The sequence below is a fragment of the Bernardetia sp. ABR2-2B genome, assembly GCF_037126435.1.
Classification (GTDB): domain Bacteria; phylum Bacteroidota; class Bacteroidia; order Cytophagales; family Bernardetiaceae; genus Bernardetia.
Window position 1 is genome coordinate 3,736,683 of sequence record NZ_CP147020.1, and the last position, 14,898, is coordinate 3,751,580.

11 protein-coding genes are annotated in these 14,898 nt (G+C 33.7%); 3 read left to right on the forward strand and 8 right to left on the reverse strand.

Annotation, left to right across the window (positions count from 1 at the left end):
- The first annotated feature begins 65 nt into the window (after window positions 1-65).
- Entirely contained in the window at window positions 66-5,999 is a 5,934-nt protein-coding gene (locus WAF17_RS15680) for a T9SS type A sorting domain-containing protein (RefSeq protein ID WP_338761522.1), read from the forward strand.
- Window positions 6,000-6,160: 161 nt separating this feature from the next.
- Here WAF17_RS15680 and WAF17_RS15685 read toward each other — a convergent pair whose 3' ends face one another.
- The 3 genes from WAF17_RS15685 to WAF17_RS15695 all read right to left on the reverse strand — a co-directional run bounded on the left by WAF17_RS15685 (window position 6,161) and on the right by WAF17_RS15695 (window position 8,730).
- On the reverse strand, window positions 6,161-7,105 hold the full coding sequence (locus WAF17_RS15685) for an arginine deiminase-related protein (protein ID WP_338761524.1): 945 nt from the start codon (window positions 7,103-7,105) through the stop codon (window positions 6,161-6,163).
- Between the two features lie 31 nt (window positions 7,106-7,136).
- Complete coding sequence (locus WAF17_RS15690) at window positions 7,137-8,054, reverse strand: arginine deiminase family protein (RefSeq protein WP_338761526.1); 918 nt, start codon at window positions 8,052-8,054, stop codon at window positions 7,137-7,139.
- Between the two features lie 247 nt (window positions 8,055-8,301).
- A complete protein-coding gene (locus tag WAF17_RS15695) occupies window positions 8,302-8,730 on the reverse strand; it encodes a hypothetical protein (protein WP_338761528.1) in 429 nt (142 codons plus the stop codon).
- 134 nt (window positions 8,731-8,864) lie between these two features.
- On the opposite strand from WAF17_RS15695, the gene WAF17_RS15700 reads away from it, so the two are divergent.
- Window positions 8,865-9,050, forward strand: a complete 186-nt coding sequence (locus tag WAF17_RS15700; protein WP_338761530.1) for a hypothetical protein — start codon at window positions 8,865-8,867, stop codon at window positions 9,048-9,050.
- Between the two features lie 371 nt (window positions 9,051-9,421).
- Window positions 9,422-10,435, forward strand: coding sequence for an IS110 family transposase (locus WAF17_RS15705; protein ID WP_338761532.1), 1,014 nt, complete (start codon window positions 9,422-9,424; stop codon window positions 10,433-10,435).
- 150 nt (window positions 10,436-10,585) lie between these two features.
- On the opposite strand, the gene WAF17_RS15710 is transcribed toward WAF17_RS15705, so the two are convergent.
- The 5 genes from WAF17_RS15710 to WAF17_RS15730 all read right to left on the reverse strand — a co-directional run bounded on the left by WAF17_RS15710 (window position 10,586) and on the right by WAF17_RS15730 (window position 14,679).
- On the reverse strand, window positions 10,586-11,437 hold the full coding sequence (locus tag WAF17_RS15710; RefSeq protein WP_338761536.1) for an alpha/beta hydrolase: 852 nt from the start codon (window positions 11,435-11,437) through the stop codon (window positions 10,586-10,588).
- Window positions 11,438-11,614: 177 nt separating this feature from the next.
- Window positions 11,615-12,181, reverse strand: coding sequence for a DUF4386 domain-containing protein (locus WAF17_RS15715; protein WP_338761540.1), 567 nt, complete (start codon window positions 12,179-12,181; stop codon window positions 11,615-11,617).
- Window positions 12,182-12,209: 28 nt separating this feature from the next.
- Window positions 12,210-12,980: a hypothetical protein gene (locus WAF17_RS15720; protein ID WP_338761544.1), complete on the reverse strand. Its 771-nt coding sequence runs from the start codon at window positions 12,978-12,980 to the stop codon at window positions 12,210-12,212.
- Window positions 12,981-13,199: 219 nt separating this feature from the next.
- The gene (locus WAF17_RS15725; RefSeq protein WP_338761547.1) at window positions 13,200-13,982 is read right to left on the reverse strand and encodes a CPBP family intramembrane glutamic endopeptidase; all 783 of its coding nucleotides are present in this window, start codon (window positions 13,980-13,982) and stop codon (window positions 13,200-13,202) included.
- Window positions 13,969-14,679, reverse strand: coding sequence for a DUF4386 domain-containing protein (locus tag WAF17_RS15730; protein ID WP_338761550.1), 711 nt, complete (start codon window positions 14,677-14,679; stop codon window positions 13,969-13,971). Before WAF17_RS15730 ends, WAF17_RS15725 begins: the two co-directional genes overlap by 14 nt.
- Window positions 14,680-14,898 lie beyond the last annotated feature (219 nt).

The window sequence follows — 14,898 nt, forward strand, 5'->3', positions numbered from 1 at the left end:
ATTTATGTTATGAAATAAATATATGCTACTTATTACAATTAACAATCATTTACACTTCAATTCTGATGAATAAGAAAAATACATACTCAAAACTACGGATTGTGTTGTGTTTGCTTGCGCTTGGTATATTTACTACCACAGGGTTTTGGCTTTTTCAAGAGCTAAATGCAAATACAGAACAAGTTACGGCTTATCAATTCGATGAGAATACGAATCCTGAAAAATTAAAAGGGAAAGAAAAATATGCTTATTACCAATATTTATATAATAAGTATAATGGTATGTCTAAAGCAGAAATAAAAAAGATGCCTAAGCAGGATCGTCCTGACTTAGCTATGCTTCAAGATTATTTGCGTACGGCTGATCCAAGAACAGGAGAAATTCCTGAAAATGCTCGTATAAAAGCAAATGAACTAACAGATATTCGTCTCAATGCACTTACTGCAAACCAAAGAGCTATTGCTGGGGTAAATTGGATAGAGCGTGGACCCAATAATGTAGGTGGACGTACTCGTGCTGTTATGTTTGATCCAAATGATGCTACAAACAAAAAAGTTTGGGCTGGTGGTGTTGGTGGTGGACTTTGGTCGACTAATGACATTACAGTAGCTAATCCAACTTGGGTAGCTGTTGATAATTTTTGGGAAAACATAGCTATCTCTACAATTGCTTATGACCCTTCAAATACACAGACTTTCTATGTAGGTACTGGAGAAGGTTTCTTTGGTGGTGGTATGCAGCGTGGAGCTGGTATGTGGAAAACTACTGATGGTGGAGCTACTTGGAATAGATTAGTAAGCACTTCACCTACTACAACGGATGATTTTCAATATATACAAAAGTTAGCTGTAACTGCTTCAGGAACAGTGTTAGCTGTTTGTCGTACAGATGGATTCAATTCTACTGACCCAAATAGTGGTGGAGTTTTTCGTTCTACTGATGGAGGTACTTCTTGGACAAAAGTAACATTACCTGAGACTTCTACTCGTGGTGCAGACCTAGAAATAGCAACAGACGGAACTATATACGCTACTACTGGTTTATTTGGTGCTCAAGTGGGTTCTATCTATAAATCTACAAGTGCAAGTGATGGTGTAGTTTGGACAGAAGTAACTCCTGCTGGAATTTCTGGTAACACAAGGAGAATAGAAGTAGCATCAGCTCCTTCTAATAGCGATATTTTATATGCTGTTGGACATGATAACTCAAATAGTAATATAGCATTCTTCAAAAAGTCTATTGATGCAGGAGCTACTTGGACAGATGTAACAGTTCCTAAGTATTTGAATCAAAATTGTACAGTAAGCACGACTGATTTTACTCGTGGACAAGCTTGGTATGATTTAATACTTAAAGTTAATCCTACTGACCCAGACCATGTGGTAGTTGGTGGTATTGATGTACACCGTTCTACTGATGGTGGGGCTAACTGGACTTCTATCTCCTATTGGACAGGTGGTTGTGGACAGTATGTTCATGCTGATATTCATGAATTTGCTTATAGACCAGGTAGTTCGGACGAGATGTTAGTAGGTAGTGATGGAGGTATTGCTCATACTACAAATCTTAGAGCTACTACTCCTACTTTTAATGATAAAAACTCTGGATATAATGTAACACAGTTTTATTCTACTGCTATGCATCCAACAGCTACTTCATCTTATGCTTTAGCTGGTGCTCAAGATAATGGTACACAGCAATTTACCAATGCAGGTTTGGGTGCAACTGTTCAAGCTACAGGTGGTGATGGTGGTTTTTGTTATATTGACCAAGATAATCCAAATATTCAAATTACTGCTTTTACTAATAATAATATAAATGTTTCTACGAATGGAGGAACTTCATTTGGGACTTTAGGATCACGCTCTAATGATGGTGGATTTATTAATCCAGGAGATTATCATGACCCATTAGATTTATTATATACAGCTTCTACAGCAGGTGGAAATGTGGCTCGTTGGACAGTTCCTGCAGGAGCTCGTACAAACATGACTGTTTCTACTGTTTCAGGTACTGTAACTCATATGAAGGCTTCTCCTTTTTCTCCAGCAGGTACAACAACTCTTTATGTAGGAACAAGTAGTGGGCAAGTAGTACGTGCGCCTGATGCACATACAGGAGCTGCTCCTGTGGGTACTGACATAGCAAATGCTACGATGAACTCGCAAGGGTCTGTTTCTTCTGTTGAGTTTGGTTCTACAGAAAACCAAATTGTAGTTACTTATTCTAACTATGGTTCTCAGAATGTATGGTACACAAATGATGGAGGAACAACTTGGACAAGTAAAGATAGTGGACACGGTTTACCAGATATGCCAGTACGTTGGGCAATGTTTAATCCAAATAATACAAATGAGGTATTAATTGCAACAGAAACAGGTGTTTGGAGTACGGATGATATTACAGCAGCTCCAGCAGCTGATTTTTGGGAGCTTACAAGCACAGGTCTTGCTAATACTCGTTGTGATATGTTCCAAATTCGTGACTCTGATAAGGTAGTTGCAGTTGCTACACACGGTAGAGGCTTGTTTACAACAGGTGCTTTTGCTGCTCCTGCTGCTAGTTTTGGAGTTGATAAAGAATTTGTATATGAAGGAAGTGATGTCATATTCACAGATTTTTCTTTCCAAGCAACTTCTTGGGATTGGGATTTTGGTGTAGGAGCAACTCCTGCTACATCAACAGCACAAGGGCCTCATACAGTAACATACAATACTCCAGGTGTAAAAACAATCACTCTTACTATTAATGGAGGTGGTAGTGCCGCACTTACAGCTTCAAGAACAATAACTGTTATGCCAAACCGTCCAGCACCTTATGCATTAACAGATGGTGGTAACTTTGAAGTTAATCCAGCAGATTTTACTGCTGAAAATGTTTCTGGGGGTACTGCTTGGGAACGTGGTAATTCTGCTATTGCAGGAAAAGACGGTGTAGTAAGTGGAGCGAATGCTTGGGTTACAGGATTAACTGAAGCAGTTCATTCTAGTAATGGACATGCAAATTTATATACACCTAACTTTGATTTTTCAACAGCAGGTATCTATACATTATCTTTTCAGACTAAACATGCATTTGAAGATGGATGGGACGGAATGATTGTAGAGTTTTCTACTGATAAAGGAACATCATGGTCTAAACTAGGAGCTACTACTACAGGAACTTCTTGGTACAATGCCGATACTGATGGCAATACAGGATTTGGTGGAGCTGGAACAACTTTTATGTCTGGAGCACTTACAAATTATACTACAAAGACACTTGATGTATCTAATTTGGCAGGTAATGCAGATGTAGCATTTAGAGTTGTGTTTAGATCAGATACTAATACAGAGGAAGCAGGTGCTGCAATAGATGATTTTACAATTTCATTTACGACTCCTGTAGCTACAAATCTTTCTGTAAGTACAAATACAGCTTCCGAAGCTGCTACGACTGCTGTTACCGTAACAGCAACTGCTGCTGCTGCCGTAACTGGAGACCAAACAGTAAACTTAGCTGCTAGTGGAACAGGAATCACAACAGGAGATTATACACTTAATAGTTCTACTATTACTATCTTAGATGGTCAAACTACAGGAACAGCTACATTTACAATTGTAGATGATGTTCTTATTGAGGGAACAGAGACAGCAACACTTACTATTTCTTCTCCTTCTGCTGGACTTATACTAGGTACTACAACTACGCAAGATGTTACAATTACAGATAATGATTTTGCTCCTACTATCACATTAGGAACAATTAATCCAACAACATATTGCGCTGGTTCTACTATCAGTATTCCATTTACGCAAACAGGAACATACGCTGCTGGAAACACATTTACAGCGCAATTATCTGATGCGACAGGAAACTTTACTACTCCAACTGCTACACAAGTAGGAACAACTCCAATATCTTTGGTAATTCCGAACACATTAGCAACAGGAGCTGGTTATAAAGTAAGAGTAGTTGCTTCTGACCCTGTTACTACAAGTAACTCATCTGCTGATATTACAATTAATACACTTCCTACTGATATTACAACAGTAGCAAACCCTGCTAGTATATTGAGTGGAGAAAGCAGTGATATTGAAGTACCATTATCTCAAGTAGGTGTAAGTTATCAATTACAAGATTTAGGAAATAATGATATAGGAACTCCAGTAGTAGGAACAGGCGCAACTATTACATTGAATACTGGAAACCTTACAACAACAACTGTTTTTAAAGTTGTAGCGACAAATACAACAACAACTTGTTCTCGTACATTGAGTAATGTAACAGTTACAATACCAGGTTCTGGAGGCTCTCCTCCAGTAACAGTTGGTGTACCTACACGTTTTGTAGCAACTGGCGTTTCTACTTCTCAAATTGATTTGACTTGGGACGCTGTTGGTAATGCTACAGGTTATCTTCTTTTTGAAGGAAACACACTTGTATCTGAAATTACTTCTGGAGCAACTACTACGTATGAGCATACAGGATTAGAAGCTGATAGCTATCACGCTTATAGACTGTTTGCTTTAAATGGTTCTGTTCGTTCTCCAAGAGCTTCTCAAGCAAATGATGCTACTTTCCCTAATGCTCCAATTGTTGTTTCTACAACTCCAAGTTGTGGAACAGGTTCTGCTGGTATTGTGCTTAGTGGAAGTGGTGCAGTATTTAACGTTTATACGACCGAAACAGGTGGAACAATGGTTGACCAGACAGATGATAACAACTATGAAACACTTACTATTTCTGAAAACACAACATATTATATTAGTATGATTGGTGTTTATGGAAAAGAAAGTCAGACACGTACACGAGTAGATGTAGTTGTAAACACGCCATTTGCAGCAACTATTACAGAAGGTTCTTCTGTTCGTAGCTGTGATGCAAGTGCAACTTTGACAGCTAATGAAGTAGCAGGTGCAACTTACGTATGGCTCAAAAACGGAGCTGAAATTACTGATAGTAATTCAAGTTCTTATACAGTTACTAGTAGTGGAAGTTACGAAGTACGTATTTCAAGAGAAACGTGTGTAACTACTTCAAGTAGAAGCCGTGTTATTCTTAACTATGCTCCTATTGCCGAAATAGTAAACGGAACTTTAGTTCGTTTCTGTGATAATGGAATAATTAGAGCTAAAGAAGCTGCTAATGCAACTTATTCTTGGACACTTGATAATGTAGTTGTAGGCACAGAGCAGGAAGTTTCTGTTTCAGAATCTGGACAATACACGCTTACAGTTACAGAAGAAGGTTGTACGGCTACTGATGTTATTGATGTTGAAGTTACTTCTTTAGCACCTGTTTCATTTACAGCTTCTGATTCTGTATTCTGTTCTGGCGACCAAGTAACTCTTACTGCTGATTTAGTAAATGGTGTTACTTATAACTGGAGTAGAGATGGAAGAGTATTCCGTAGTAATGTAGGAAATACAGTTACAGTCAGCTCAACAGGTGATTATAGTGTTACTGTTTCTCAAAACGGTTGTACAAGTCCTGCTTCTGCATCAGTAAGCATTGAGCGTTTGAATGTTGAAACGACTTATCTTCGTACTACAGAAACAACTCTTTTCTTAGAACCAGCAAATGAATCTACAGTAATTACAAATGTAGTTTGGTTCTTTAATAATGAAGAAAGTGGTTTGAGTGGCGAGACAATCACACCAACAGAAGATGGAAATTATTCTGCTATTGTAACCTATTCAACAGGTTGTACTTTCCAAACTCGTACGGTGTCGTTCAGTTTGCCAGTAGTAGTGGTTGGAGAAGAAGAAGAGTTTATCAAAACTTTACGTATCTATCCAAATCCTAGTAATGGAACTTTCTTAATTGAATTGGGCGAAGTAAAAGATGCTGTTGCAATTACAGTAGTTGATGCTCTTGGGCGTGTAGTGAAGACTGACGTTATTCCTGCTAATGCAAGTTCATATAACTTGAATTTGGCAAGATTTGCTTCAGGAGCTTATACTATTCAACTCAAAACAGACAAAGGAGTAATTATTAAAAAATTGATGAAAGAATAATCATCACTTTTAATAATATATTTATAAAATAAAAAACGGAAAGTCTTTATTGACTTTCCGTTTTTTATTTGAATAAACTTTAAAGGTTATTTTTCAGCTACATCAAAAGATAAAATCTGATGTTTTTATTTAAGCCCAAACTTTATAAAAAATTGAGATAATTAGACTTTTGGCAAAAATACTTCTGCCATCATGCACCTAGCACTTCCACCACCTAGAGCTTCAATAGTATCTAATGAGCTACTCAATATTTCACAGTATTTTTTAATCTGTTCTTTTTGAGTTTCATTTAATGATTGATGAGCTGCTGCCGACATTACCAAATAGGGTTTGTCATCTGTTCCGTTTACTTGTAGCATATTACCAGCAAAGTGATGTTTTTGGTCTTCACTAATTTCAATTATTTCTTTTCCTGTATTTTCCAAACTCTCAATTACTGCTTTTCTTTCTAACTGATTATCAATAGAATCAGTACACAAAATAGCTATTTTATCTGCAACACACATCATTACATTGGTATGGTAGATGGGTAACCTTTTTCCATCTACAGTTTGATTAGCCGTAAATTTGACAGCTTTATAACCAAATTTATCACAAAAATCATCTAAAACTTTTTCATCTGTTCGGATAGAAATTGCAGCATAAACAATTTTATTAGGTCTATCTAAAATCATACTTCCTGTACCTTCTAAAAAACGCTCATCTTTTTCATGGCTTGAAAAATCAATAACTTCATTTACTTTTAATCCCTTGGTAGTTTGTAGTTTTTCTAAAATATCTGCTCGTCTTTCTAGCCTTCTGTTCTCTGCAAACATTGGATATAGCCCAACTCTTCCATCAGAATGAAAAGAAATCCAATTATTTGGAAAAATAGAATCAGGAGTGCTTGGGTTTGGTGTATCTTCTATGACAATGACATTGATTTTTTTACTTTTCAATTTCTCTACAAAGTCATTAAATTCTTTAGCTGCCTTTGACTGAATTTCAGATGAACTCAATCCTTCTATGGCTGTTTGGTAATAGTTATTTACTGCTGTCTGTTCATTGAATCTAAACTGAACAGGGCGAATCATCATTAAAGTAGAGGTGCTTTGTGGGTTTGTCATCTGACTTGTTTTTTTGAGTGAGATAATACTTTTATTTTGTTCTTTCTAGTGGTAAGGTCGAACATCGTAGGAGTCCTTCCATTTTAGAAATTTCGGAGTAGGGAATTTTCTCTACAGTAAATCCTTTTTCTTCTAAGATAGCAGCTAGGCGAGTAAATTTTTTCTCTAAAACCACTACTTTCGGACTAATAGAAAAAACATTTGAGTTCATTTCATACATTTCATCTCTACTAATATGGATTAAATTTTCCTCTCCAAAATAGTCTTTTAAATAATTATAATCTTCCTCAAACTTAAAACCTTCTTTGTAAATAATTGCTTGATTATTTCCAATAGGCTGAAAACAACAGTCCAAGTGTAAAGCATTGTCTTTGGCTACTTTATCTGACTTATTGAGTTGAAATCCTTTTATAGTTTTGTTAGGAAATTCTTTAGCTAGAAAATCTAATCCTGCTTTGTTGGTTCTGGCAACTACATATTTTTCGAAGTCTTCTTTTTCTGAATAGCCAACAAAAATATGGTCTTTCCAAGGCATTACATCGCCTCCTTCAATTCTGATACCTTCAGGAACTGAAATAATTTGTTTTGTATTGATTTTATCTAAAATATACTGAATCCCTTTTATTTCTTCTTTTCTGTCTTTAAGAATTGTCGGTTTGATAAATTTATCTTCAATAACAAAACCAATATCTCTAGCAAAAATTTGGTTATAATCTTCAATAATTTCAGGGCGATATACTTTTACTCCATATTTTTCTAAAACAGTTACAAATGCTTTTATTTCAGCTATCATATCTTCCTCTTCGGGGTATGTTCCAGCAGCAATATGTTCTTTTGATTTTGGGTCGTAGGCTTCATCAAAATGAGGGGTACGTCCGACACCCTTAGCAGCTCCCAAAATTACAGCTTTTAGAGGAGAGGTTTCATCATTTACAAATAGATTTATCATAGAAGGTTTTGATTTTTGATTTAAACTTTTACAAATATTACAAATTTAATTCAATAGTTGCTTTATATCTAAAATATTGGACTTTTCTAAATAAAAAAATCCTCACTCTTTTTTTATAAGAATAAGGAGTTTTGAAATAAAGACTAAAATAAAACTGACTATACAAATCTTAGATTTGAATACCAATAAATCGTAGTCACAGACAATGCTTAACGTATTTATAATTTGTTGTACACTATCTTTTCTTTTAGCTATTTTTTTTATCCATTTTATCATTTAGTAATTTGATTAAATCACTTTTTCTTCTACTGATTAATACTATTTTATTTGACCTTCCATTTTTTTTAAATTCTATATTAATCTTTTTTCCATCACTTTCAACTAACTTTAAAGATTCAATTGGTATTAAATGAAGTAAACCGAATTGTTCAGCAATACTTGCCATAAAAGTATTTGTTTTCAACCATAACTGATTTTTTGTAACTCTAATTTGTAACACATTTTCTGCTCCTCCCATTTCAGTTTTACCAGATGCCCAATTTTCTATATATTCAAATTCAGACTCATTTAATTTCGGAAATTTTTTTAATGATTCTCGTCCATTAATTAGACATATTGTACTTATGCTTATTACACCAACAAACCATACTGCAAGAAAAATGTATTCAGGTTGCATATTTATTTTCTATTTATAAGTAAGTTTCGTTTATCCAATTCTAATAATCTTATTAAAATCTTGGTAATATAGCTTTCTATACGTTTTTTGAAAGGAAATAGTTTTTTGACTAAAATATAAAGCGTATATCCAACTTGATTATTGATTATGCAAAAACTCCTCACTCTCTTTTGAGAAGAATAAGAAGTTTTGAAATAATGACCAGTTACACAAGTCTAAGTCCAACAGAGGAGGAAACTGTACAACCCAAAAATAGCAAATACAAAAAACACGGCTACAAGCCGAATACATATAAATCACTCGTTGAAAACGAGCGATAGCAATTTTTGGGTAGCTGAGAAAGGACAGGGTCACTCCTTTTTTTGATTGGAATGAGGAATTACAAAGCGTGATGCTTAAATACATTTAGGTTCGTAAGACTACGAACCTTTAGGTTTGTACTGACAAAAATAGATGTAATTTCTTATCTTGTATTTAAGAATTCATCTAGCAGATAGAGAACCTAAACTGCGAACTAGATTTTAAAATCTATCATCTGAATAAGCCTCTATCTGCTTTTATTCAATCAGAAACTCAAATAGAATTCGGAGAGCCTTTATTTCCAGTAAAAGCCACCTCATTAGTTAAGGTTTTAAGTTGGATTGAATAGTGATGAATACTATTTATTTACCGACCACTAAATTAGTTTTTTATGCAGACTTACCAAAATTTTATAGGCATTGATGTAAGCAAAGCGCATTTGGATGTTGCTTTAATTCAAAATGCAAAACGTGTTTCTCATACACAAATCAAAAATAATATAGAAGCTATTTCAGCTTATTTAGAAGAACTAAAAGGACAAATAGATTTATCAGAAACTCTATTTTGTTTAGAATCAACAGGTCATTATATCAATTTTCTAGTAACTACTTTAGTTAGTTTTGATTGTTCTATTTGGGTAGAAAATGCTTTGCAAATCAAAAAATCAATGGGAGCAACCAGAGAAAAAAATGATGAAATTGATTCCGTAAGAATTGGTTTATATGCTTTTCGTTTTCAAGACCAAGTACGATTATATAGCCCTGTCAATGAAAAAATCACTGTTTTGAAGACTTTACAGACCTTGCGAAAAAAACATGTAGTTCATAGACAAGAGCTAGAAACCTATGCAAAAGAAACAAAAGCATTCAGTAAAAAAGCTATACATGAAGTCATCGATCAACATACACAAACCTTGTTAGAGTATTTAACTCTACAAATAGAAGCTATTGAAAAGCAAATGTTAGAAATTATTCAGAACGACCAAGAGCTAAAAGAAATCTATCAGCTTACTACTTCTGTAACAGGTGTTGGAAAAGTAACAGCTATTCATTTGATTGTGATGAGTGAAGGGTTTACAAAATTTGATACAGCCAAACAACTGGCTTGTTATGCAGGAGTAGTACCTTTCGAACGCTCCTCTGGAAGTTTTAAAGGAAAAGCAAGAGTATCAAACAGAGCAAACAAAACACTCAAAACAGCTTTACATATGTGTGCCTTATCTGCATCAAGAGCAAAAGGAGAATTGAACGACTACTTTATAAGAAAAGTAGCCGAAGGAAAAAATAAAATGAGTGTCATTAACGCCTTGCGAAATAAAATTATTCAACGTGTTTTTGCCTGTGTCAAAAACAAAATACCTTATGATAAAAATGGACTAAATTTTAACAATTTTTCTAAAGGATAGGATTGGTTATACCATAGAATTCAGAAGGAAAAATATAGAAAAAGTAGTATTAGAGAAGTTTTAAAATAAAATTAACTTTTTAGTGTTTATATTTAATTGCAAAAATAGCTTGTTCTCACGAAAATCCAGTTTTTTTGCTTCTCATTCTTTTTATTTTTTTAAGACTAAGTCTTCAATTAGTTTAAAGTTTTTATTGCTAGGAACATGTTTTGAGTCTTCTAACAAGATGATTTCATTTAAAGATGGAAAAATTCGTTTTGCTCTTTTTATCATTTTTTTACCCGGAAACATAATGTCTTTTTCAGCTGCTATAATGGTAAGTGGAGTATTTATATTTTTTGCTGACTTTCTTGAAATAACAGGTAAAGGAGAAAAGTCCATATTACAATTCTGAAACGTAGTTGACATAAACTGCAAAGCAAAATCGTCGTATTCAGAAAAAAGAACGTTCATTACTTTTTTAATATATTTTTGGTCATTGGTTTTTATAAACTTTTTTAAAGGCATAAACATCTTAAACAATCCTATAAAAGGATTTCCATTGACAATATAAACTGGGGCAATTAGATAAGCTTTTTTTATCAGTGTTTCGTTGAACTCTAAAGTCTTTAAAAAAATAAATCCCCCAAAAGAAAATCCAACTAATGTTACTTCTTTTAGCCTTAAGTTTTCAATAAGTTCAATAATCCATTTTCCATAATCTAAAGACTTCATATCTAATCGATTCTCTGCACTTTTGTTAGGTTGAGCAAGCACATCTATTGCATACACACAATATTTTGAAGATAAATTTGGGAATGATTCTAAAAATAAAGGAGCACAACCTCCAGTGCCGTGAATGAGTAATAAAGGAGGGTTTTTAGTATCACCTGTAATGATAATATTTGTAATACCAAACGTTATTTCTATAAGTTTTTCTGAATATTCAATATTCAGCTTACTTAACTTTTGATTGTAAAGGGTTATAATTTTTTCTTTTCCTTCTTTTGATTTGAAAAACATGTGTTGTTTGGCTTTTGATTGATGTATTGTTAAATATTATGATAAATGACTTGTGAATAATTGGATTTTTACCTTTAAACATTTTTCACTTTGTTCAACTTTTCTATCGCTCTTGTATAAGAATAGTAGTGTTATGGTCACAAACTTTTCAGTTTAGACCAAAGTTCATTGTTGTTACTATTTTGGGTTTTGTTCTCTCTTAATGATTAACCAAATAGCAAAAGTTACTTCCCAAAACCCTGCTAATATTAGTAAGTACATACTCCATTCTTTGCCAAATAACTCCATTAAAAAGCCTATAGCCATAAAAGTGTATCCAATAAGCCCCCACAAAGCCAACCATTTTGGTAAAAGATTATGTTTGTAGCATATATAACACATTGGAATACTACCAATTCCTAAAAAAAACATTGCAATAAAATAACCAAAATCCAAAGAAATATTAACCACAGGAATTAGGTTCAAAAGAATACTACCAAGTGCTAATGCTTCGATTACTCTTGACAAAAAGTAAGTGTTTCCTATTAAAAGATTAAACTTGATTATGGTTTTTCTTAGAAAAAAACCAATCAACAATACTGCAACTGAATTTATGATGATTAGCACAGACCCAAAGTATTTATGGGCATCTAGCTCACTTTCAAATAAACTGCGCCCAATACCATAAAATAAAAAAGCCAAAAGAAATAAGACACCAATAACTCTTGAATTTATGAATTGAATTGTTTTGTTATACTTTTTCATTTGTTAATTAAATTTTAATATTAAAGATTTAATTCTTAGGTCTTAATGCTTCAATGATTTGAGCATCTACCCAAAAAACATCTACATTTTCAAAATCATCTGATCCTACATTTCTACTAAAGAAAAGGTATTTACCATCTGGCGTGATACTCGCAGAAGCTTCCCATGCGTTGGTGTTTATTTTATCTCCCAAATTAATTGCCTTATCCCAAGTACCATCTTTTTGTTTAAAACTGATATAAATATCAGAGTCCCCAAAACCATCTTCTCTTTGAGCGTCAAATAACAAATACGACTCATCTGGAGCTATAAAAGGATGACTTAAAAAAGCTCCTGTGTTTATTGCTTTGGGCAAAGCTATGGGTTCTTCATGCTTTCCATCTATCAAACGTGAATAGCGAATTGGAAAAGTGGAATCAGACTCTATATAAGTGTCAAAATAATACGTGCCATTTGCAGATGATGAAAGACGCATAATATACATAGAATCATTACTTACCGTGGGAGGTTCAAGATTTTGTAATTCTGACCACCCAGATTCCGTTCTTTTTAAATATCTGTCACCTAAATGCATGGTTTTACCGTCTGGAGAAATTACTGGTCTTCCTATCCATGGTGATGCTACTTCTGATTTTTCCCATTTTCCATTTGTTTCATTGTATTTATATTCATAAAAAGCTGATTTTTTATTTTCTTCTCCTCTTCTAACAAAATAAAATGCCTTCATATCTGGGGTAAATGCACTAGTGGATTCATACAAATCTGTAGATACAAGACCTGGAGCAAATGGTATAGGCATTAATCCTGGTGGTTTTTGTCCAAGATAAATTTCTTCTAAACTTGCTGCCTTGTTTACTTTTGATTTATGCTCTGCATTTTTACAGGAGCTAAAAACTAATGCTATTACAATTAGTAAAGAATAATGTGTTTTTTTCATTTTATAATTTTTAAGACTTACTTATTTTACCAAAATCTAAATTTCAAATAGTAACAAGTTGATACATATTATAATTCTACCTTACATATATGGCGAACCTATAACGTGAAAAACCAAATCCCAAATAATATGAGATGTTATTGCTATTAATAAACCTCGTTTCCAATACACCCAACCAAAGAATGATCCTGTAATTAGATTACCTATCATGGTGGAGGCAACACTAACCAAAGTAAAATTTGAAAAGCTTTTTGATAGTGGCAAATGCATTAAGCCAAAACATATTGCCGTAATTATTATGCCTACCCAAACCACGGTATTTGTAGGTTTAGTTTCCTTTTTAAAAAATTGAATTACTGCTATAATTAGAGACATTAATCCTAATCGAAACATAATTTCTTCTGTAATTCCTGCCGAAAATGATACGATAGCATAAAATAGTTTAGAAGGTCTTTCAATAATACTCGTTACAGGACAGTAATATCTAATTAATTTATGAACTAAAAGTATTACTAATGCTAAGATGATACTAAAGCCAATTAGGTACAAAAGCTTTTTAAACGAATACGAATGCTTTACGTGTGTGTTTTTAGAAACGAAGCTTTCTATAACTGGTGTTCCAAACTGGGCTTTTTTAGACAACCATAAGCCAACAAAGACCAAAACCACTCCTAAAATAAAACCATAAATACTTGTTTGTATTATATCAGTAGCTATCGAATCTGATAATTTTACACTTGCATCGCCAGCTTCAATTTTTAATCGTTTTAATTCTCGACTAAAAGGAATATTTAGAAGTGTGCCTATTACGAATAGAATAACAACACTCGCTGTTTTAATATGCGTATAATTATTTGTTTTCATTTTGCTTGGCTAATTTATAGCTAGGTCTTATGCCAAAAATTAGTAAATAACCTATCATCCAAAATTCTCCAATGGTTGCTGGTAGCGTTAGAAAACTGTTGAAGCTAAAATCAATTCCTGCGTAGTGTATAACTGTAGAAATTAGATAGCCTATACCACCCATAATAATTATTCTACCTAACCAGATAGGCATACACTTGGATTTGATAACTATAAATCCCATAGGAAACAGCCAAAGCCCAAAGAAAAGGCTACCAATTCCCCAAGCATTTGAAATTATATTTTGAAAGACCTGAATTAGTAAAACTTTGTCTTCCATAGCACTTATTTCAGAATTTGCAATACCTATTGCTGAGGCGATTGAAATTGCACTTATCATAATGGCTAAAGCATTTACCATCCCCCATATACCTAGCGTCCAAGCTTCCCATTCATAATTATCTTTAAATAATTTGAAAAACCAAACTGCGGTAAGTGCCTGAGAAATCACTATACCAAATTCTAATAGCAACCTAATTCTTGCTGTAGATTCTAATTCTACTAAATTCGTTAGCGTTTGTTCAGGGTTACCAGAAACAAATATTTGAGAATGATAGACCATAAAACCTAGAATCCCGGTAATAGCCATCATTAAATACCATAAGCCAGTTATTCTAGCTGTCTTAATTAATCTTTTTTGTTCTGTATTTGCAATCATAGATGATTTATTGTTTTATACTAATTCTGACTCTGCAAAAGAGTAATTGTTACAGTTTTGCCCTAATGGCACACAACGTGTTTGTATATGGTTTTTTGCGTGTTTTAAGCAACTAATTACCGACCAAGAAAGTCCGCAAAGACTTTCGCAAGTAGGCAAAAAGCCAGCAATAAATTATATACGGTGTTACCAAACGTATTTGTTGATATTACCAGCTTC